This window comes from Flagellimonas aquimarina, assembly GCF_003149745.1.
Lineage (GTDB): Bacteria > Bacteroidota > Bacteroidia > Flavobacteriales > Flavobacteriaceae > Flagellimonas > Flagellimonas aquimarina.
This window is the reverse complement of record NZ_QGEG01000004.1, coordinates 1-22,465: the sequence shown is the minus strand read 5'-3', so window position 1 is coordinate 22,465 and position 22,465 is coordinate 1. Positions and strand designations below refer to the sequence as shown.

Annotated in this window: 19 protein-coding genes; 9 read left to right on the top strand and 10 right to left on the bottom strand. The window is 37.1% G+C overall.

Going from position 1 to position 22,465, the window contains the following annotated elements; translation table 11 throughout:
- The first annotated feature begins 50 nt into the window (after positions 1-50).
- Positions 51-1,904, top strand: a complete 1,854-nt coding sequence (locus DKG77_RS14510; protein ID WP_109664485.1) for a tetratricopeptide repeat protein — start codon at positions 51-53, stop codon at positions 1,902-1,904.
- Positions 1,905-2,131: 227 nt separating this feature from the next.
- On the top strand, positions 2,132-3,808 hold the full coding sequence (locus DKG77_RS14505) for a hypothetical protein (protein ID WP_133248463.1): 1,677 nt from the start codon (positions 2,132-2,134) through the stop codon (positions 3,806-3,808).
- Positions 3,809-4,073: 265 nt separating this feature from the next.
- Here the strand turns inward: DKG77_RS14505 and bshC are convergent, their stop codons facing one another.
- On the bottom strand, positions 4,074-5,675 hold the full coding sequence (bshC, locus tag DKG77_RS14500; protein ID WP_109664479.1) for a bacillithiol biosynthesis cysteine-adding enzyme BshC: 1,602 nt from the start codon (positions 5,673-5,675) through the stop codon (positions 4,074-4,076).
- A 159-nt stretch (positions 5,676-5,834) separates the two neighbouring features.
- Between bshC and DKG77_RS14495 the strand changes: the two genes are divergently transcribed.
- A complete protein-coding gene (locus DKG77_RS14495) occupies positions 5,835-8,312 on the top strand; it encodes a M14 metallopeptidase family protein (RefSeq protein ID WP_109664477.1) in 2,478 nt (825 codons plus the stop codon).
- A gap of 120 nt (positions 8,313-8,432) precedes the next feature.
- Positions 8,433-9,755, top strand: coding sequence for a carboxypeptidase-like regulatory domain-containing protein (locus DKG77_RS14490; RefSeq protein WP_109664474.1), 1,323 nt, complete (start codon positions 8,433-8,435; stop codon positions 9,753-9,755).
- A gap of 45 nt (positions 9,756-9,800) precedes the next feature.
- Here DKG77_RS14490 and rocD read toward each other — a convergent pair whose 3' ends face one another.
- From rocD to DKG77_RS14475, 3 genes are all read right to left on the bottom strand, one after another.
- Positions 9,801-11,081: an ornithine--oxo-acid transaminase gene (gene rocD, locus DKG77_RS14485; protein ID WP_109664470.1), complete on the bottom strand. Its 1,281-nt coding sequence runs from the start codon at positions 11,079-11,081 to the stop codon at positions 9,801-9,803.
- Positions 11,082-11,232: 151 nt separating this feature from the next.
- A complete protein-coding gene (locus DKG77_RS14480; protein WP_109664468.1) occupies positions 11,233-11,619 on the bottom strand; it encodes a DUF6768 family protein in 387 nt (128 codons plus the stop codon).
- Positions 11,616-12,161, bottom strand: a complete 546-nt coding sequence (locus DKG77_RS14475) for an RNA polymerase sigma factor (RefSeq protein WP_109664465.1) — start codon at positions 12,159-12,161, stop codon at positions 11,616-11,618. Before DKG77_RS14475 ends, DKG77_RS14480 begins: the two co-directional genes overlap by 4 nt.
- A gap of 118 nt (positions 12,162-12,279) precedes the next feature.
- Here DKG77_RS14475 and rlmD point away from each other — a divergent pair, with 118 nt between their 5' ends.
- From rlmD to DKG77_RS14455, 4 genes are read left to right on the top strand one after another with little or no spacing between them, the layout of a single operon-like run.
- Positions 12,280-13,692 (top strand): 23S rRNA (uracil(1939)-C(5))-methyltransferase RlmD, encoded by a 1,413-nt coding sequence (gene rlmD / locus DKG77_RS14470; RefSeq protein ID WP_109665011.1) that lies wholly within the window; start codon positions 12,280-12,282, stop codon positions 13,690-13,692.
- A gap of 29 nt (positions 13,693-13,721) precedes the next feature.
- Positions 13,722-14,240 (top strand): DUF6452 family protein, encoded by a 519-nt coding sequence (locus DKG77_RS14465; RefSeq protein ID WP_109664462.1) that lies wholly within the window; start codon positions 13,722-13,724, stop codon positions 14,238-14,240.
- Positions 14,221-14,985, top strand: coding sequence for a DUF6048 family protein (locus tag DKG77_RS14460; protein WP_109664460.1), 765 nt, complete (start codon positions 14,221-14,223; stop codon positions 14,983-14,985). The genes DKG77_RS14465 and DKG77_RS14460 overlap by 20 nt, the downstream gene beginning before the upstream one ends.
- A gap of 14 nt (positions 14,986-14,999) precedes the next feature.
- A complete protein-coding gene (locus DKG77_RS14455) occupies positions 15,000-15,347 on the top strand; it encodes a VOC family protein (RefSeq protein ID WP_109664457.1) in 348 nt (115 codons plus the stop codon).
- A gap of 8 nt (positions 15,348-15,355) precedes the next feature.
- Here the strand turns inward: DKG77_RS14455 and DKG77_RS14450 are convergent, their stop codons facing one another.
- Complete coding sequence (locus tag DKG77_RS14450) at positions 15,356-15,586, bottom strand: hypothetical protein (RefSeq protein WP_109664454.1); 231 nt, start codon at positions 15,584-15,586, stop codon at positions 15,356-15,358.
- Positions 15,583-16,749 (bottom strand): THUMP domain-containing class I SAM-dependent RNA methyltransferase, encoded by a 1,167-nt coding sequence (locus DKG77_RS14445; RefSeq protein WP_109664451.1) that lies wholly within the window; start codon positions 16,747-16,749, stop codon positions 15,583-15,585. Before DKG77_RS14445 ends, DKG77_RS14450 begins: the two co-directional genes overlap by 4 nt.
- Before the next feature lie 56 nt (positions 16,750-16,805).
- Between DKG77_RS14445 and DKG77_RS14440 the strand changes: the two genes are divergently transcribed.
- Entirely contained in the window at positions 16,806-17,495 is a 690-nt protein-coding gene (locus DKG77_RS14440; RefSeq protein WP_109664449.1) for a ZIP family metal transporter, read from the top strand.
- 43 nt (positions 17,496-17,538) lie between these two features.
- Here DKG77_RS14440 and trhA read toward each other — a convergent pair whose 3' ends face one another.
- The 4 genes from trhA to DKG77_RS14420 all read right to left on the bottom strand — a co-directional run bounded on the left by trhA (position 17,539) and on the right by DKG77_RS14420 (position 22,284).
- Positions 17,539-18,177, bottom strand: coding sequence for a PAQR family membrane homeostasis protein TrhA (trhA, locus tag DKG77_RS14435; RefSeq protein WP_109664447.1), 639 nt, complete (start codon positions 18,175-18,177; stop codon positions 17,539-17,541).
- Between the two features lie 6 nt (positions 18,178-18,183).
- Positions 18,184-19,521, bottom strand: coding sequence for an amidohydrolase family protein (locus tag DKG77_RS14430; RefSeq protein WP_109664445.1), 1,338 nt, complete (start codon positions 19,519-19,521; stop codon positions 18,184-18,186).
- Positions 19,522-19,562: 41 nt separating this feature from the next.
- Positions 19,563-20,897 (bottom strand): amidohydrolase family protein, encoded by a 1,335-nt coding sequence (locus tag DKG77_RS14425; protein ID WP_109664442.1) that lies wholly within the window; start codon positions 20,895-20,897, stop codon positions 19,563-19,565.
- 73 nt (positions 20,898-20,970) lie between these two features.
- On the bottom strand, positions 20,971-22,284 hold the full coding sequence (locus DKG77_RS14420) for a hypothetical protein (protein ID WP_109664439.1): 1,314 nt from the start codon (positions 22,282-22,284) through the stop codon (positions 20,971-20,973).
- Positions 22,285-22,465: the final 181 nt, after the last annotated feature.

Genomic DNA, 22,465 nt, shown 5'->3' with positions numbered 1-22,465 from the left:
TTCAAAAGCTTGGTTTAAAATTCCTATTTTTAGTTGGTAATCCAACCTCCATGAAAACCTCTAAACTTCTCTTCTTTCTTTTATTCAACTTTTGTTTGTGCATTAATGCCCAAGAAAACCAAAAGTTGGACAGCCTACTTTCTGTCTACAATCAATTATCCAATGATACTTTGAAAGTATCTATTTTGGGAAAGCTTTTTGACGAGACCATCACTAAAGAAGTTGACAAAGCACGGGGCTATGCTGAGGAACGCCTTAATTTATCTAATCAATTGGGCTACAAAATCGGCAAAGCCGAAGCATATTATGATTTAGGTGATTATTTCAAATATCGTGGGCATGTAGATTCCTCTCGATTTAACTACCATAAAGCCTTAGACATTTTTAAAATCGAAGGAAACCTAAAGGATGAAATAAAGCTAAGTTACGCGTTATCCATTCTGGAATTTGAAGAGGCTCAATACGATAGCGCACTCAAAATCTCCCTCGAAAATATTGAGAAAAGAAAAGTCTTGGGAGATTCTGCTGGATTGGCAATGGAATATAACTTCATTGGAGGGCTTTATGAGTACAAAGGTGAAAAGAAAAAAGCCTATGAATATATATTCAAAGCATTGTCCATTTATGATAAAATAAATCAACCTCTTCGCAAAGCGGATGCTTTGAACGGTCTAGCAAGTTTGGAAGGGACTATGGGCAAATACGAAAAGTCAAACGAGTATACCTTGCAAGCGCTTGAAATCTACCGGGCACAAAACGATAAATTATATCAAGCTGTAACTTGTAATGCCGTTGGGCAGAACTATATCGACCTTAAGGAGTATGAAAAAGCAAAAAAATATTTGAAGAAGAGTATATCCCTATCTAAAGAAGTAAAGAACCTGTTGCTTGAAGGAGGTGCTTCTCGAAACATGGGACGTGCTTTTCTGGCTGAAAAAAAATACGCAGAGGCTATTTTTTGGTTGGAAAAAGCTGTGGAAATTCACAGAGAAACGACAAGGCCAGTTGCTTTAATTAGGTCATTGTACTACTTAGGAGATGCATACAACTCAAATCAACAGTATAGGCTAGGACTTGAAACTTTTGCTGAATGTATGGAACTTGCCAGAGTATCTGCTAACAGCCCAGGGTTTATATTTTCAATTCATAAAGGTAGAGCTGAATCGCTAGAAGGTTTGGAGAATTACAAAAATGCCCTCGCAGAATTCAAAGAGTTTAAACGACTCAGTGACACTGTTTTTGAACAAACCAAAGTCAAGCAGATTGAAGAACTGCGTACTATCTATGATACCGAAAAAAAAGAACAACAAATAGTTCTGCAAGAAAAGGAAATAACGGTTTTGGAACAAGAAGCCTCCATCAGTAACCTGCAAAAGCTTCTTATGGGTATAGGGCTTTTACTTTCCATCATTGGTTTCTATGCCGTGCGCCAAAAACTAAAACGCAACAAACTCGAAAAAGAAAAAGTAGATGCCGAACTAGCCTTTAAAAAGAAGGAACTCACCACTCATGCCCTTCATCTGGCCAAGAAGAACGAAGTTTTGGAAGGGCTCAAACAAAAAGCCCAAGAACTCAAAGAAAAGGAAGAGTCCAAAAATGGGTATCAGCAACTGATTCGAACCATCAATTTCGACCTGCAAGACGACAACAATTGGGAAAATTTCTCTCGGTATTTTGAAGAAGTGCACAAGGATTTCAATAGCAATGTAAAAACCAAATTTCCAGATGTTACGTCAAACGAACTTCGTTTATTGGCCCTTTTGAAGATGAACCTTTCTTCAAAAGAGATCGCCAATATCCTCAATATTTCCCCTGAAGGGATAAAAAAAGCACGCTATCGACTCCGTAAAAAACTGGATATTTCCACAGAAGACTCTTTGCAAGATTTGGTGTTATCCCTTTAAAAACAGGTATTCTCAAGCCTGTCCACTCATTGTCCTATCCTAATTTTTAAGGTGTCCACCTGTTGTCCACCCCTATTTTTTCATTTCTCAAAATCAGCACTTTAGGTTTGTTATGTCATTATGTTGACATCCAGTTTTGTGGTCTTGCTCGGATAAGGGCTGCAGACCGTTTCCCGGGCAGGTCACACAAAACAACTATCAAGTTTAACCCACAAAACAAAAAAGTGATGAAAACAAATTTTAAAGTATTGAGTAGATCTTTTATGCTACTATTGTTAATTCTAGTAGTAGCATGTAGTAAAGATGATTCCGGAAACCCAGATCCAAATCAAAATGGGCAGGTGGAAGAGCTCGACCCAACTATTTCCACCAGTGAATTTGAGACAGACGAAGGTCAAATTGGTATTAGTCTCAGTGCCCGTGAAATTGCAAGAAGAGGATATAATCCAGTTACCGCGGTAATTTCAATAGAATCATCCTCCAATCTTGAAGACCAAACTGTACCTTTTGATGAATTCAGCAATTTGGCCATTCTCTCCTTTGAAAATGATGCACTTGATGATACTTTAGAAAATGAATTGAAAGACGGGGTTGCCGTTCAAGTTACTGTGCGAGATGAAAACGATGCCGTTTTGGCAACACAAGACTTTGCGAAACTATCTTTTAAACCAAGCCCAGAAGATGAAGAAATTGGTGCTGAAGGTTTAGACGACCTCTTCGCCGAGGTAAGCCTGCGACCAGATTTAAAATATTATGTGCAGTTAGTGGATAATGATAATAATGTAGTAGGTGCTCCATCTTCACAGCGATATCCAGCCACTGGCACTTCACCACCAGCTGATATACGACTTAGGGGAACCATGAACTATTCGGAAGAACCTGATTTCTTCGAAACTTATACAACGTATCATTTTGCTAAGATTCCTGACAATGAAGAATATTTCTCAATTGCTGTGCATGATGATGATGATATTCATTATTTATATATATCAAATGGTCAACTAAATGTTCAAAGTCGGGGGAATTTAGTTGTAAATGGGGGCAACACCAATGTTGCCGATTTTCCGCATTATTGGTTCAAAATAGAAAAAGAAGGACCTGGTTTTTTCAAAATTGTACCCCGAGGTACTGAAAATCCTTTGGTAGTATCTGGCAGTAATTTTGTCATTGCCAACAGTAGTACACCTTCAGATTCCCATCACTTTAGAATCTTACTGTTTGATATAGATTGGGATGTACAAGTGATTGATTCCAAATTCTCCAAACCCATCATGCCCCCTTCAGCCACCAATAGTGCCTATAACAGTACTTTGAGAAACTGTAGTAGCGGAACATTGACACAAACCATAGGAGAAAGTACCACAATTGGCACAACCCAAGTTGCTGGTTACGAGGAGACGATGTCCGTTTCGACAACAAATACCGCCGGTGTTGAAGTTAGTGTGCAAGTATCTTACGAAGCAGAGGCCAAATTCTTTGGTAGCGGAACCAAAAAGTCCATCACGGGCTCAATAACCGGCAGCTATGAATATTCGAAAACCGCAACGGAGACCAATACCAGATCTCGTAGCTTGAGTACTGAAAAATCTGTGGAAGTTTCGGTATCAAGAGAAGTTGGTGTTCCGGCAGGAACCGCTATTTCGGTCGCAGATATTTATCAGCAGTATCAAAATATCAGGGTACCTTATGTACAAAAGTTCAGGATTGAAGGAAATTATCAAGAAAACGATGATCCCCTGACCGGCCAAGAAATTTTGACCCAATTCGCGTTCAATAGCTTTACCGGTGTTGTAACGGAGGTGGCGGACGGTTACATTGAGGTAACGGTGCGCGGCAATACCGTTATTGATAGAATTATCGAGACCTCAACTGAAACCCGAGATATTACCAATGCCTGTAACTAATTATGAATTAAGTTTGAATTAGTTTTATAAAGCACAAAAGCCTCGGGAACCACTCCGAGGCTTTTAAAATAAAATCAAAACCAACCTAAACATATGAGTTAACCTACTCATATCTTTGAAAATTTCATAGCAATTTTCAGTAGTAAAACAACTACCTCTAGAAAAACCCTACTCTAAATCCGTGTTTTTTTTAAAAAAGTTTTTTGGAAACACCATGTTTTTCAAAAATTTAAGCTCAACATATTAAAAAACAAAACTTTATGTTTTAATATTTCAATACTAGAAATGTATTGCATAAGGGGTCCAAGGCTTCCATTAGGGCAGGAACAAGTCCAGTTCCTTGCTCTAAATACAATTCTGAAAAATTAAGCTGGCGTTCTTGCAGCGATAGGTTAGGAAAAAGTTCGTTCTGCATATCTGTCATTCTTATGACCTGGTCTTTCAACTTTCTTTTTTGCGCTTGCAACAACCTTTTTTCCAATGCATCCAGTCCCTTCTTTTGTTTTACTTCCTGAGCTTTTACGGCTCCTAAAAAGGTTTTGTCCGTCTCTTCTGCAAGTTTGTACAATTCTTGGAATTGCTCTTCTAACAGTTTTTTTTGAGGTGAAAAGTCAACATCAATATTAGAGATTTCCCTGATCCTCTTATTGATGAAGCTATTTTGCTTTAAAAAAAGATCGGAAACCTTTAAATTGAGGTTTTCCACTTTTTTCACCTGCTTTTCTGTCATGACCAATGCCGAGTTCCGAAGCAACAACATTGGAAAAGTAACGTCCATAGCTTCAAAATAAGATTTTAGCTCTAGCCAGTATGCGAGCTCCCCTCCTCCTCCTATATAACAAAGATTAGGAAGAATGACTTCTTGATACAGCGGACGGGCTATAACATTGGGAGAAAAACGTTCAGGGTGTTTTTCTAGTTCGGCAACAAGATTTTCTTTAGAAAAGGATATCTCTGTATTGTTGACTTGAAAAGTTCCGTCCCTTTCCACGATCCGCTCTCTAATACCGTCTAAAAGATAGAAGTAATTTATCTCTCTTGGGTTTACTTGTATGGTGTAATCCGGAGATAGTTCTGCTAAGGCCTCTATGGACTCTGAAACTTTTTTGAAGGGAAGGTTTTCAAGAATATCCTGCTTGGCAAAGGGAATCAATAGTTTCTTTAGTGCAGCACTAGCACCATCAACAATTACCAAACCGTATTCTCCGAACAATTCATTTGCAATAAAACGTGTGGCATCGGACAGGTTATCGTGTTCTAAATAGGCATTTTTAAATAATGCCTTTAATTTGTCAGCGTTTGCCGAATTTCCCAATTTAGAAGAAAACGTATTAAAAACAGAATCCAGTCCTTCCGTTTTTAAATTTCCAACTGCTCCAGAAGCTTCTTGGTTCCATTGAACTTTCTGTCCTTTAAAATTGAAATAGTTTATTTCATCAAAGTCATGGTCTTCAGTGGCCATCCAATATATAGGAACAAAATCGTATTGTGGATATTGTTCTTTTAATTGTCTTGTCAAATTAATTGTAGAAATGATCTTGTACAAAAAATACAACGGCCCTGTAAAAAGGTTTAGCTGATGTCCGGTGACTATGGTAAAAGTGTTTTCTCCTTGTAATAAAGAAATTTGGTCTGCGGTAGCTTCTGAAACAGAAAACCCTTTATACTGATTGTTAATCGCTTTAAAAAGAATAGACCTATGTAAAGCAGGATAGTTGGCCTTCTTTTCTTTTAGTTGATCTTCAAAATTTTCTAATCTGGGAAATCGGTTAAAAAACGGCTGTAAGCTCTTGCTATGGTCAAGATAATCACAAATAAGTTTAGAAAAATAACCCGTTTCCTTAAAAGGTATACAATCTACTTCCATTAAAGTTTTAATATCGTGCTAAAGATAATCCTCTTCTTTTTTTCAGTTCCTAAAAATACGTTAATTACATTTTTAGTTAATTTACCTAACACTTGATAGGACAAGAATGGTCATTCTGGAATTTATTGTTAGATTTGATTTCAGCAAATTAACCTTTTCATGACTAGACTTTTACTACTAATTTTTGCATTAATTTCTTTTACAATATCCTCACAACAGCTAAAATCTCCTTCAGAATTTTTAGGGTATGAGCTTGGCACAGAATTTACCAGACACCATGAAGTAGTAGATTATTATGAATATTTGGCCAAAGAAGCCTCTAATCAGGTAAAGTTGACCATTTATGGGCAAACCAACGAGCGTAGACCGTTATTGTTGATGTATGTTTCTTCTGCTGAAAATATTTCTAACCTAGAGAGCATAAGACAGGAACATTTAAAAGATACTCAAGGGTCAGGAAATTCGTCCAAAGCAATAGTCTGGCTGAGCTATAACGTCCATGGCAATGAAAGTGTTAGCACAGAAGCATCTATGCAGACTATTTATGATTTATTGACGACCAAAAGTTCCTACTTAGAAAATACGGTAATCATAATGGATCCATGTATAAATCCAGATGGAAGAGATCGCTATATTAATTGGTACAACCAATACAAAAATGAACCATACCAGGTGGATCCCAACAGTAAGGAACATAATGAAGGTTGGTGGAACGGTAGAAGCAACCACTATATGTTTGATTTAAACAGGGATTGGGCATGGTTGACCCAGGTAGAAAGTCAACATCGCATAAAAGTATACAATAAATGGCTGCCCCACGTACATGTAGATTTTCATGAGCAAGGAGTAGATAATCCATACTTTTTTGCTCCAGCAGCGGAACCATATCACGAAGTGGTTACTGATTTTCAAAGAGATTTTCAGGTTACTCTTGGAAAAAATCATGCAAAATATTTTGATGCAAATGGTTGGTTCTATTTTACCAAAGAAATGTTTGATCTTTTCTATCCCAGTTATGGAGATACCTACCCTACCTATAATGGTGCTATTGGAATGACCTATGAACAAGGTGGAAGTGGACGCGGAGGCTTAGGGGTAATCACAAGAATTGGAGATACCTTAACTCTAAAAGATCGTATTGCGCATCACTATACCACAGGTTTATCCACAATAGAAGTCTCTTCACAAAATGCAGATAAGCTAAACACTGAATTTAGAAAATTCTATCAAAACAAAAACTTCAAGTATAAGAGCTATGTATTGAATGGAGATGTAGATAAAATTGTTGCATTAAAAAGATTACTCTCCAAACATAACATTGAATTCGGCAGCCCTAACGTAAAATCTGTAAAAGGATTCAGGTATCAAACCGGTGCCAATGGAAGTATGTCTATTTCTGAAAACAGTTTGGTAGTTTCAACCAATCAGTCCAAGGGAACTTTGGTAAAGGTGCTGTTCGAACCCAAAGCAAAACTAAGCGATTCGCTTACCTATGATATTACCGCTTGGTCCCTGCCTTATGCTTACGGACTTGATGCCGTGGCTACAGAATCTGAGGTAAACGCAACATATTTTGATAAAACCAATTCTGAGGACCCTGTTATTCATATTAGCGGCGGCCCTCCTACTTTCAAAGAAAATGCCTATGCCCATGTTGTGGATTGGAATAGCATGGAAGATGCCCGTTTTCTTGCGGAATTGCTTAAGGAAGGCATTAGAGTTAGAAAAGCCGACCATCCTTTCTCATTAAAAGGTAAATCATTTAAGCGAGGTAGCTTAATCATTACCAAAGGGGACAATCAATATAAAACAGATTTTGTTCAAGTACTAAAACGGATCAGGGAGAAAAGTCAAACACAGATTATATCCGTTGAAACCGGCTTTGTAGATACTGGAAAGGATTTTGGGTCTTCATACGTTCAAATGATTACAAAGCCAAAAATTGCAGTGCTGTCAGGGAAGCCTACTTCAACCTATCGTTTTGGTGAAATATGGAACTTTTTTGAGCAACAATTGCATTATCCATTAACCGTAATCGATAACGATTACTTTAAGAAAGTTGATTTAAAGGACTATCACATATTGGTTTTACCAAGTGGTCGTTATGGAGATTTCTTTAATGAAGATGAATTAAAAAAACTGCAAGGCTGGGTTAAAACTGGCGGTAAGATTATTGCTATGGGAGGTGCCATCAATGCCATTGATGGAGAAAAAGGATTTAGTATCAAAAAGAAAAAATCAACAAAAGATTCCACAGTAGTTCAACCTAAGCCACATAAGAATACGCAAAGAGAACGCATCAAAAATGCCATTACAGGAGCAATATTTAAAACCAAAGTGGATAATACCCATCCATTGGCATATGGTTACGGAACTAACTATTTCACTTTAAAGCTAGGAAATTCCAACTATGAGTATCTTAAAAATGGAAATGCAGTTTACCTGGAGAACAACACAAAACCTGTTTCCGGTTTTGCGGGTAGTGATGCCCAAAAAAACATTGGTAATTCTTTAGTTTTTGGAGTTGAGCAATCCGGTAAAGGACAGGTTATCTATATGGTTGACAACCCATTGTTCCGAGGTTTCTGGGAAAATGGCAAACTATTTTTTGCCAATGCACTTTTTATGGTAGATTAAAATATTCTCTCATGGGAATAGAACCTAAGAATTGTTTTCTATAAAGCTCTACGATTTCTTTATATCATTAAAAATCACTAATTTAGAGTAGTAGTTTTTAACCCAAAAACCGGAGGAGTTATGTATGAAAGATGCCATAGAATTCAAAAAAAGACCCTGACCGTAATACTCTCAGTACTATGCGTTTTGGCATTTGGAACAACAAATGTATTTGCGTTTCAGCAACAAGAAAAAACAGAAAATTACAAGCAGTATAAAGGAGAAGTAATTGATGCATCTTCCAAGAAGGCATTGGTTTTTGCCACACTTTCCGTTGAAGGGACCAACATTAGTACAATTACAAATACAGAAGGGAGCTTTCTTTTAAAAATCCCGGAAAGCATAACAGATGCGACGGTAGTGGTATCCTTTTTAGGATACAAGAGTAAAAATATTCCTCTTTCACAATTAAAACCAAATAAGAACAGGATTTCACTTATAATTTCTGTAACTGAACTTTCTGAAGTTAACATTAATGCTCCAAAAGATGCTGCGGCGTTGGTTAAGGAAACATTGGCAAGAAAAGGGGACAATTACTTTGATGACCCAACTTTAATGACTGCTTTTTATAGAGAAACCATTAAAAAAAGAAGAAAGAACGTATCACTATCAGAAGCCGTAGTTAATATTTATAAAACCCCTTACAGCTCATTGCGAAAAGATGCTGTTGAACTTTACAAAGCAAGAAAAAGCACAGATTACAGTAAACTCGATACTGTTGCCCTTAAATTACAGGGAGGGCCTTTCAATACCCTATATGTTGATATTATAAAGTATCCAGAGTATATTTTTGCAGAAGGATCCATTTCGGATTATAAATTCACGTTTAGCCGTTCCACAAGAATAAATGATAAGCTTATTTATGTAATTAAGTTTAAACAGCTAGAAACCATTACTGAGCCTCTATATACAGGCGAACTCTTTATTGATGTTGAAAACAGAACCTTGACCAGTGCTATCTATACCCTAAACATAACTGATAGGGAAAAAGCTGCTAGGCTTTTTGTTCGCAGAAAACCTGCAAGAGTGGATGTATGGCCCACAGAGGTTGCTTACCGCGTTGATTATAGGGAAAAAGGAGGAAAATGGTACTACGGCTATAGTAATGTCCTATTAGAATTTAAAGTGGATTGGGAGGACAAGTTATTCAACTCGGTATATAGCATGACAGCAGAAATGGCCGTTACCGATTGGGAAAAAAACATTACCGGCGAACTGCCAAAAAACAGGGAGAGACTTAAAAAATCCATTATTTTAAGTGATGAAGCCCTCGGGTTTTCCGATCCCGACTTTTGGGGTGAATACAATATCATAGAGCCTGAAAAGTCCATTGAATCCGCTATCAAGAAAATACAGCGTCAATTGCGAAGGTCAAAAGCAAAAGGTGGGGCCTCAGCCCCTTAATTAACTCAAGTTTTTATATTAAAAAGCCCCTTATCGGGGCTTTTTTTATTTCTCAAATTCTTGTAGTGTTTTTATAATTATCGAAACACAATCCAGCAACTGTTCTCGGTTCATGACCAAAGGCGGTGCAAAACGAATGATGTTACCATGAGTTGGTTTTGCCAAAAGACCATTTTCTTTTAAAGCCATACATATATCCCATGCTGTTGAACTGTCTTCGCTATCATTTATAACTATTGCATTGAGCAACCCTTTTCCCCTAACTTTTATGACTAAGTCACATGTTGAGACAAATTTCTCGAGTTCTGCTCTAAAGATTTCGCCCAAATCAAAAGCATTTTGTGCCAGGTCCTCATCTTTGACCACCTCTAAAGCGGCAATACCAACGGCGGCGGCTACGGGGTTACCTCCAAAAGTACTTCCATGACTACCCGGGGTAATTACATCCATAACAGCATCATTGGCCAAAACTGCAGATATAGGATATGCTCCGCCAGAAATGGCCTTGCCCAATATCAAAACATCTGGTTTTACATCTGGTGTACCGCTGCAATGCTTATCACTGCACGAGCAGTTTCCACATGTTGCCAATAATCGTCCTGTACGTGCAATACCAGTCTGCACCTCATCAGCAATAAAAAGTACATTGTACTTTTCACAAAGTGACTTCGCAGCTTTCAGGTAACCTTCAGATGGTACATAGACCCCAGCTTCACCTTGAATAGGTTCAACTAAAAACCCGGCAACATTTGTATTGTTTACCAGAGCTTCTTCCAAAGCGGACAAATTATCATATTCAATTTGTATAAAGCCTTCCGTGTACGGACCATAATTTTTTCTTGCTACGGCGTCATTGGAGAATGAAATGATCGTTGTTGTTCTCCCATGAAAATTGTTCTCGCATACAATAATCTTTGCCTGATTCTCTGGAATTCCTTTTTTCTCATATGCCCAACGTCTACAGATTTTCAAAGCAGTTTCCACTGCCTCTGCGCCAGTATTCATGGGTAAAAGTTTATCAAACTTAAACGTAGAAGTAGCATACTCCTCATACCTACCCAACATATCATTGTAGAAAGCCCTTGACGTTAAGGTCAACGTTTTGGCCTGTTCTGTCATTGCCCCAACAATTTTTGGGTGACAATGTCCTTGATTTACGGCCGAGTAGGCGGATAAGAAGTCATAATACTTCTTGCCTTCCACATCCCATACAAAGACACCTTCTCCCCTATTTAATACCACAGGAAGTGGGTGATAATTGTGTGCTCCGTACTTGTTTTCTAAATCTATCGCTTGTTGCGATGTTAAATGTTCTAAAACAGCCATTTTAATTGTTTTTGAATTAATAAAATAACCATTCCTGCAATACCTTTATCCTTTCGAAGTCTCGAAAATTCAGCGTGGGAGAGAAATCATCCCTGAAGAGCTGCTAAATTATTAAATATTTTTTCAAACTTAAAAGATTGTCTTGTTTTAATCAGTCATTCTTTTTATGAGATAAAGTTGATATTTGCAGCTCCAATCGCTTAAGTTCTCTTAAAATATCATTTTTGTCCATTTGCATCCATACAAACAGTTTTATCATACCCATAAAGATTAGGCAAGCAAATATTCCAGTTCCCCATTTAATAAGCTCATTAGTAATCTCTGTATTTAAAAATTGAACAACACAAAATATGAGCAATCCAAAAATAATCAGGTTAAACAAATTCATAATAATGGCCAACCATCCTGTTTTTCCTTTAAATACACTTCCAAGCTTTTCAATAATGTTTTGTTCTCCAAGGTCATCATAAAACTTTGCCTCTTCTTGGGTTAGTGCTTCTTTAATAAGCTCGTCTATTTTCTCAATGTCTTTTTTCATCTTTTTTTTGTCTTTAAAATTCCTTTTAATTTTTCCCTAGCATGGAACAACCTTGATTTTGTTGTCCCTATTGATACGTTAAGTATGCTGCTGATTTCCTTTAACGAATATTCTTCTAAGTAAAATAGCTTCAATACCATTTGCTGATTCTCCGGCAATTCTTTAATTGCTAAAAGAAGTTTTCTTATCTCAGCTTCTTTGTCATCAGTAACATCATTGATTATTGAACCTTTATGAATGCTTTCAATGTTCTTTTTAGTTCTTTTTAGTCTGCTCAGATGATCTAAGGACTTTCTTGTAACAATTTTGGTGGCCCAACTGCTAAAAGAATTGGGGTCTTTAAGCGTGTACAGTTTACTAATTATGACCTTCCACGAATCCTGAACAATATCCTTGGAAGCTTCAAAATCATATGTGTACCTATACGAATGCCTGCACAATCTAGCATGATGTCTCTTTACTAATATGGACAATGATTTTTTATTACCAGATTGATATTCCAATACCACTAACCCATCAAAAACTTTTTCCGTTGTTTTCATATCAAATACTAACCTATAGACAGTGGAATATTGGAAAGGTTCAAAAAAGAACGCTTTTTACCCATTCATTTTTACAAGTTACTTGTTCTTAATAGAAACCTATTCTTACTTTTGCCAAATGCGCAAAAAAAGAAGTCGACAAACGTTTGAAAATGTTGAAGTAATAGATGCAGGAGCAAAAGGAAAATCTGTTGGAAAAGCCCCTGATGGTAGAATTATATTTCTATCTAATGCCGTACCAGGAGATGTTGTGGATGTAATGACCACAAAGAAGAGAAAGGCATTTTTTGAAGGTATAGCAACACATTTTCATACATTGTCCAAAAAAAGGACCACACCTCAATGTGAGCATTTTGGAGTTTGTGGCGGGTGCAAATGGCAGCACATGGCATATGAACATCAACTCCATTTTAAACAAAAGGAAGTCGAAAACAACTTAAAGCGCATAGGAAATCTTGAGCTACCGGAAACAACTCCAATTCTTGGTTCCAAAAAACAGTATTTCTATAGAAACAAGATGGAGTTTTCATTCTCTAGTAGTCGTTGGTTGACCCAAGAAGAGATAGATTCAGAATCTCAGATTGAAGATAGAAACGCATTGGGTTTTCATATTCCCGGTATGTGGGATAAAATTCTTGACATTAAAAAATGTCACTTGCAAGAAGACCCATCCAATGCAATTAGGTTGGAAATCAAAGACTTTGCCAGTAAAAATGGATTTGCATTTTTTAATCCCAGACAACAGCAGGGATTGTTACGAACCATGATGCTCAGAACAACTTCTACAGGGGAAATTATGCTGCTGATTCAATTTTTTGAAGATGATCCAAAGAAAAGGGAGCTGTTGTTGAACCATATAAAACAAACCTTCCCAGAAATCACATCATTGCTATATGTCATCAACCAAAAACAAAATGACACCATTTATGACCAAGAAGTAATCTGCTTTGCGGGTAGGGACCATATTTTTGAAGAAATGGAGGGGCTGAAGTTTAAAATAAATGCTAAATCATTTTATCAAACCAACTCAGAGCAAGCCCATGAACTTTATAAAGTAACACGGGATTTTGCAAACCTAACTGGAGACGAGCTTGTTTACGACCTATACACAGGAACGGGAACCATTGCTCAATTTATATCTAAAAAAGCAAGGAAGGTAATTGGTGTAGAATCGGTTCCAGAAGCAATAGAAGACGCAAAAAATAATGCGCTCAACAACAATATTTCCAATGTGGAGTTTTTTGTAGGCGATATGAAAAAAATATTTAATCGCTCATTTATAGAACAACATGGACAACCAGACGTAATTGTAACTGATCCTCCTAGGGACGGAATGCATAAATTAGTGGTAGAACAACTTTTACAGATTTCGCCCAAGAAAATAGTTTACGTAAGTTGCAATAGTGCAACACAGGCAAGGGATTTAGCGATTTTAAATGAAAAATATCAAGTGACAAGAGTACAACCTGTTGATATGTTTCCGCAAACACATCACGTAGAAAATGTTGTACTTTTGGAAAAACGGGCCTAGTTTTTGATAAAATTTGTTTTTACTCTAGAATGAAAAAAATCCTTCCCATCTTACTTGTTGCCTTCTCACTTATTTATGTTTCTTCTTGTGAAAAAGATGACATTTGTGTTGATGGTGACACCCCACTACTGGTAATTGGTTTTTATGATGCCATAGATACAACGGTTTTCAAATCGGTTCCTTTAATACGAATAAAGGGCATTGATAACGACAGTATTTTAACCACCGATTCGTTTAACGATCGCTCAAATTCACCAGATTCGTTATTGATTCCCCTAAGAATTGATGGTATATCCACAACCTACGAAGTAATAACCGATTCTGCGGATGATGAAACAACCATGGAAGAAACCGGTAATAGAGATACCTTATCCTTTAATTATTCCGTTAGTGAACAATTCATTTCTAGAGCCTGTGGTTTTGTGGCCAATTACAACACCCTTACCATTGGGTTAACCACGGATGACAGTAACTGGATTCAAAATATTACCGTGGTAGAAGACACAATAGAAAACTCCAATAACATCCATGTTAAGATATTTCATTAGTATAATTTTTGTCTCATTTTCGTTTTTGGCAAAAGGCCAAAGCGAACCCTTGGATCTTCAGCAAAAGGATACAGTTGAGTATAAACAAGAATATGGTTTGCGTGTTGGGGCCGATTTGAACAGACTGATATTTTCTTTTATTGACGAGGATTATACAGGTTTTGAATTGGTTGGTGATTACAGGATAACCGAAAAACTTTATCTGGCCGCCGAATTAGGCAATGAAGAAAAAACACAGACTGAAGACTTAAGCAATACCCCCCTCTACAATTATACATCGTCTGGAAGTTATATTAAACTGGGAGTGGACCTGAACACTTATGAAAACTGGTTTGGAATGAACAATGCCATTACTGTTGGCGGTCGGTATTCTGTTGCGAGTTTTAGTCAAACCTTAAATGATTACAGCATTTTTGAGAGCAACAGGTTTTTTAACCCAGAAGAGTTTCTGCCAGGTGCTCAACCAGGAGAAGAGTTTAGTAGCCTCAGTGCTTCTTGGTTAGAATTTGTTTTTGGAATTAAGGCCGAACTTTTCGCTAACATCTATATTGGAATGAGCGTTCGTTTAGGCTTTTTGGTTACAAACAAGGAAGAGGAACGTTTTCCAAATCTCTGGATTCCCGGTTTTAACAGAGTAACAGATGGAAGTAATTTTGGAGTGAGTTATAACTACTCCATCTCCTATTTTATTCCATTATACAAAAAAGCGAAAAAGAAAAAAGAGAAATCACCAGAAACAGAATAAAAGATATTTCTAAAATGGGTATAAAAAATAACCACATCAACTATGTTGAATTCAAGACAAAAGATTTAGAAAAAACGAAAGAGTTTTATAGCGAATCCTTTGGCTGGGTATTTACGGATTATGGCCCAACTTATATAGCGTTTGAAGAAAGTGGTATTGAAGGAGGTTTTGAAACAACTGGAGACGAAATAGTCAATGGAGCACTTATAGTATTGTATCATGAAAATCTTGATATCATAAAAAGCCGAATTGAAAAAAATGGGGGAGCAATCTCCAAAGACATTTTTTCATTTCCGGGAGGACGTAGATTTCATTTTCTGGACCCCTCAGGAAACGAACTTGCAGTCTGGTCAGATAAATAAGAAGAAAATCATATTTCTCTCATTCCTTTAATGAAAATCCATTTCATCAATACTTTCTCCCCATCATCTGTTTGAATAGCACCAAACTTAGGAGCCAACACATTGGCGATGATAGCAGAGGTAACTGCCAAAAAAATTGGGTTTATGGGCAAATAGTACCCCAAAACTAAACGAGCTATTAAAAACAATACCACAAAGGCGATAAAATTGAACAACAATGCTTTATGTTTTGGCCTCATATTGTATCTGTTTTATGTTTTGCTTTCTTACTCCCTTCGTACATTTCGTATTTCACCAATCTAGATTCCAATTTTCCATTGAAAGCCTTTATTTTTCGTGAAGGTCTAAGACCCACATACTTTAGCGCTTCTAAATTTGATGTAATTAACCAAGCATTTGTACCTGGGTAATTTTGTTTTAGCGTGTCTCCAATCTTACCGTAAAAATCTTCAACATCTATTTGAAGCCTTTCTCCATAAGGTGGATTAAAAACCATGTGCAATTTTCCGTCTACAGGCTTTTCCGTTCTGAAAAAATCTTTTCTTTCTATAGTGATGTATTCAGAAAGGTTGGCGTTATCAACATTTTCCTGTGCTTTTCTGGTTGCCGAAGGAGCTTTATCATATCCAATGATCTTATGATGAAATTCTCTAGTCTTGTTTAAACTTGCCGTTACAATTTTCTCATGAAGTTCAGCATCATAATCATTCCATTGCATAAATGCATATGATTCCCTGTTGATGTTAGCCGGGATGTTACAAGCGATCATACCTGCTTCAATTAAAAAAGTACCGCTCCCGCACATAGGATCCAAAAAATCCAGTTGCCCGTCCCAACCGCTTAAAAGCAACAAGCCTGCAGCCAATACTTCATTGATCGGAGCAATATTGGTTGAAATGCGATAACCGCGTTGGTGCAATGAATTTCCAGAACTGTCCAAAGAAATTGTGCAGGTGTTCTTATACAAATGAATATTGATACGTATATCTGGATCTTGTGTACTTACATTAGGGCGTTGTCTTTTAACAGCCCTAAACTTATCCACCAATGCATCTTTGGCTTTTTGGGAAACATACATTGAATTATTGAATACCTCCGAATTCATTATGGTATCAATGGCAAAGGTTTTATCATGGTCAAAATAGTCGGGCCAATCAATGGCATATACGTTATCATATAGTTCCTTTTCATTGAACACCTTAAACCGCTCCATCGGCTTCATAATTTTTAAAGCGGTTCTCAAACAAAGGTTTGCCTTATATAAAAACCCAATATCACCATCAAAAGAAACGTTTCTCACACCTTCCTCAACATTTCCTGCGCCAAGGTTTCTCAACTCCTTGGCCAAAATAGGTTCAAAACCATACAAGGTCTTGGCCAACATTCTAAAATTTTCTGCCATCCTTAATAAAAAACTTTCGGTAAAAATAGGCTATTTTTATCCCTTCAACCCAGCTAATGAATTTTCCCTTTTTTATGATTTTCGCAGTTCCCATATTGGCCGTTTGGGCAAGTTTTGCTTTTGTATGGATAGCAAGACCCAAAGACAAAAAAAACATAAAGCTTTTATTGGCTTTTAGTGGTGCATTCTTACTGGCATTGACTTTTTTTGAGTTACTGCCCGAGGTTTATGAAGGTCATAGCCCAAAGACCATTGCTTTGCTGATTCTGGCGGGTATATTACTTCAGGTTTTTTTAGAGTTCTTTTCTAAGGGGGCCGAGCATGGCCATATGCATGTTGATCTGCAAGAAAACAAGTTTCCCTTGTTCCTGTTTCTAAGTTTGGCATTGCATGCCCTTATTGAAGGTGTTCCTATTGATGGTAACAATTCCATTTTATATGGAATTGTCATCCATAAAATTCCCGTAGCAATTATTCTGAGTATCTTTTTGGTGAATTCAAAAATGAAGAGAGGTTTAATAATTTTATTTATTGCCGTCTTTTCTATTATGACTCCCTTAGGAAGTTATATAGCAACACAATCTGCATGGATGGAAAACAATGGATATTTAATGACCTCGTTGGCCATTGGTGTATTTCTTCATATTTCTACAGTAATTCTGTTTGAAAGCTCTCAAGGACACTCATTTAACCTGCGCAAACTTGTGGTGATTATTCTAGGTATTGGGATTGCATATCTGGTATAAGTCCCTTATCATTTTCCTATTAACTTTTAATATTGGCATACATTCAAGTGAATATTTCTTTTTGAATCATAACCCAATGACAAATTGCCCCTCCTAACACAAAAAAATGCCAAATCAAGTGATTATATGGTATTTTTTTAAGGGCATAAAACAGGATTCCAATAGTATAAAAAGCACCTCCTAATCCAAGAAACAGTAACCCATTGCTGGACATGTTTTCTACTAAGAACGAAACATCTATCACAATTAACCATCCCATTATTCCATAAAGCACCAACGAAAAAACTTCAAATTTACCCGTAAAAAACAATTTCAAAACAGTTCCAAAGAGCGCTATTCCCCATACAAGATAAAAGAGTAACCATCCTTTTGAATCGGAAAGAACAGTGAAACAAACCGGTGTATAAGTTCCCGCAATCAAATAATATATGCTTATATGGTCTAATGCTCTAAGTTTCTTTTTAAGTTTTGGATTCTGCACGGCGTGATAAACTGTTGAAGCAGTAAAAAGAAGAATCAGCGATATACAATAAACCAAAATGCTTCTAAAGAGCAGCGGTTCTTTCGTCATATCTTTCTGAAAGAAAAAGATCATTCCCAAAACGGAAAGTACAATACCTATGGCATGCGAATACGCATTCCATTTTTCTTCCAATAAAACAGATTTGGGGTCAGAAGTCAACAAAATCTATTTGTAACGTTTACCATGCTTAATAACCATATCCACATCTTGAAGCAAACTAATATACCTTAAGACATCCCCTTTTACAGCAATGATATCTGCATATTTCCCCGGAGTAACAGTTCCAACTTCATCAGCAACCCCCATCCAAAGTGCAGGCCAATACGTTGCTCCGCGAATCGCATACATTGGGTCAATGCCAAATTCATTCACCCAAACATCAAGCTCATGCCACGTAGATTGGCTGTGGAACTTCATTGGGATACCGCTATCAGTGCCAATCATCAAAACCACTCCTGCATCCAACAATTGGTTGATTTTGGTTTCCAATGTTGGTTTTCTTGAAGGCATCAATTGAAAATAAGGAAGCCTATCTGGGTGTTGAATGCTATTCTTAATGTCCACTATAACGCTATCTGGTAATCCCAAATGCCATGAATCATCATCAATAAACTCCAAGTTATCCCTATTGTATTCGAAATTATATAGTACTTCAACTGTTGGGCACCAAAACAAAGGTCCTTGACTCATATCCGCCGTGCGCTCCTTTATCATGGTCATAACATCATCTGGATATCTGGGCGCAGACGACAATCCCGTATGTTCAAAACAATCCACGCCTACCTCTAATCCTCTTCTAATTTCTTCAGGTCTATGACTATGGGCAACAACTTTTAAATTATTCTTATGGGCTTCATCTACCACAGCTCTTAGCTCATCCATGGTCATTTGATCATGATCAATCAACTTGATGACGTCTACTCCTGCAGTAGCCAATTTTTTCACCTTTCTTCTACCATCCTCGGGACTATCTACCCCCCATCTGGAATTTTCTGTTCCAGGATATGGCCTATGTTGAATAAAGGGTCCAGAAACATACAACGTTGCGCCTGGTATATCTCCATTGTTAACAGCATCACGTACAGCAATACTCGCTTCCAAAGGAGCACCTAAATCTCTGGCGCTGGTAACTCCTGCCATTAAGAGTTGATGCGCGGATGCAGGCATAATTACATCTTTCCAAAGGGGTTGATATACTTTGTCCCAATACCCGTAATCAGAATGACCTACTAATTTTGTGTGAACGTGCATATCCCAAAGACCCGGTAAAACTGACATTCCCTCTGTAGAAATAATCTCCGCGTTACTAGGTATAATCGTATTTTCTACGTTTCCAACTGAAATTATTTTTTCTCCCTCAATTATAATAACACTGTTTTTAATTGGATCTGATCCAAAACCATCGATCAGTGTTCCTCCAACTAGGGCTTTAAGATTGTTTTCTTGTGCAGTAAGGATTAAAGAAAAAAGTATGAATACAATAGATGGTATTCGGTCAATCATGGTGGTATTTTAAATTAAAAAGAATTGTTCAACTATATCTCTTATTTGTATTGCTTACCATGTTTTATGATCATATCAACATCTTGAAGCAAGCTTATATAGCGCAACACATCTCCTTTTACTGCAATGATATCCGCATATTTGCCTGGGGTAACAGTTCCCACTTCATCGGCAACGCCCATCCAAAGTGCTGGCCAATATGTTGCTCCACGAATTGCATACATAGGATCAATACCAAACTCATTCACCCATACATCCAACTCATTCCAGGTAGATTGACTGTGGAATTTCATAGGTATACCACTATCTGTTCCAACTAACAAAACAACACCTGCATCCAATAACTGTTGAATTTTAGTTTTTAAGGTTGGCTTTCTTGATGGTGTTAGTTGAAAATAAGGAAGTCTGTCAGGGTGCGCTATACTGTTTTTTATGTCCGTTATGACGGTATCTGGTAACCCTCTGTGCCATGAATCATTATCTAGTTTTTCACGATTGTCACGAACATATTCATAGTTGTATAAACCCTCAACCGTTGGACACCAAAACAATGGACCTTGACTCATATCCGCCGTGCGTTCCTTGATCATGGTCATAACGTCATCTGGGTACCGCGGAGAAGACGAAAGGCCTGTATGTTCAAAGCAATCTGCACCTACAGTTAATCCTCTTCTAATTTCTTCAGGTCGATGTCCATGGGCGACCACTTTTAAATTGTTATTATGGGCTTCATCCACAACGGCGCGCAGTTCTTCCATAGTCATTTGATCTTGATCAATCAATTTAATGACATCCACTCCGGCTTTGGCCAATTTTTTTATTTTTCTTCTTCCATCTTCAGGGCCGTTAACACCCCATCTAAAATCCTCAGTTCCTGGATACGGCTTTTTTTGAATAAATGGTCCAGAAACATAAAGTGTTGCTCCTGGAATTTCACCATTGTTTATGGCATCCCTTACAGCAATACTCTCTTCTAAAGGTGCTCCTAAATCCCTGGCGCTTGTTACTCCTGCCATTAGTAATTGGTGAGCAGAAGAAGGCATGATAACATCCTTAAATAAGGGTGGATATGTTTTATCCCAATATGTATAATCTGCATGTCCATTGATCATGGTATGCACATGCATGTCCCAAAGACCAGGCAATACACTCATACCCTCTGTTGATATAACTTCTGCATTAGCAGGAACAGGTAACGTTTCTATTGTACCAACCGCTTTTATTCGATCGCCTTCTATTAAAATGACACTATTTTTTATGGGGTCAGAACCGAAACCATCAATAAGTGTCCCGCCAACCAGAGCTTTTATTTTACCTTGCTGGGCATTCACAGTAAGACTAAATGAAATTAAAAAGAAGACTAAATATGCTCTCATGGATAAATTGTTTGTTCTAAGTTAAACATATTGCGCTATGTTCAGCTTTTAAATTATTGATAATTGTTTTGGTTTACTTAGGATAATACCAAAATGGTATTCTAATAATCCTACGATAATAAACGCTATCTTCTAGATGGTCTTTTCTGGCCACTTCTAACACGTGTTTTCCATTTACCAACTGCTCAATGTCCAAAAAGGTTTCAAAACCTTCTTGTTCCCTATTGTTTTGGGTAAAAACAAAATCAAAATCATAAGATGTGCTGTCTATCTTAAGTCGGTACATTTCTTTTATGGTAGCCATATATTCCTTAAGAAGTTTTCGTCGGTCTTGCCATTCTATTTTACCTGTTTGAAAGGTAGAGTGCAATCCACGATTGTCAACTTCTGGTTTCAATTTCTTGTTAAAATAGAACACATCATCTTCAATAGTTCGGCCATATACTATGAAAACACTTAAAAATTTATCTGTGATTACTTTAGAAGGTATAGAAGCCAAGCTTACATAGCTAGTGTTTTTGGCCACCGAGTCATCGTAATTTTCCACATTCGCTATAAATGAATTGGAATTCAAGTCCTTATGCCAATAATTTGAAGTACTAAACCCTGTTCCTGCCAACATGGTCAACACCAAATACAGGGGAACTAAAATTAAACTTAATCTACGTCCAAATTTGGTGTCCAGAAAATTGTATACAATTGGTCGATATAAAAAGGATAAAGTCAGGTACTTAAACAACCAATATATTGGATAATAAAACCAACTAGTCCATTTTTTACGTTTTAGCCATCCTTGTGTGACAAAGTCGATAAAAGTTAAAACCGTACCTATCCCTAAAGCGACCACCAAAGGTATTGCAACCCAATAACGCATGGTGTACGATGTGTTTTCACTATCTATCCATAGTCCTAAAAGAGTAAACAAAAATGATAATGCCAATAATCCCAGTAAATAAAAAAGCAGTAAGAAGGTAACAGCAAAAATTATACTGCAATATTTTTCGAGCTTGGCTACATAATTATCAAAAGAACCTACCCGTTTCAGTAAATGATTTTTAAATTTTGTGCTGTAATTCAATTCATCATAGTCAATATCCCCAGAAACATATCGTAATCCAATTGCACCAATCCACAAGCCTCTTAATACAACATGGATTAAAAGATTTATGGTAAGTATATACCACGAGATCAACAAGCCTTGCATCATAAATATTCGATACATATTGTCATTGTTCTGGGCTTCTGCGCTTGCTATTTCTATTGGTTCAATAATCATGAACAATCCATAAATGGCAAAACCAGAAATAATTAACTCTAGCTGCCAACTTTCTTGCTGTAGAATATCAAGCCACTGCTTGAACTTTTTGTTCTGTGGATCGTTGCTCATTAAGTTGGTGTTGTTGTTTTTCTAAATATATCAATTTTTAGAAAACCGTTTAGATATAGAAGAAAAGAAGAAAAAAGCTAAAAACAAAAAAACGCCCTTTACGTTTGTAAAGGGCGTTCAAGGAAGGCGGCGACCTACTCTCCCACTTGGTATAGCAGTACCATCGGCGCAAACGGGCTTA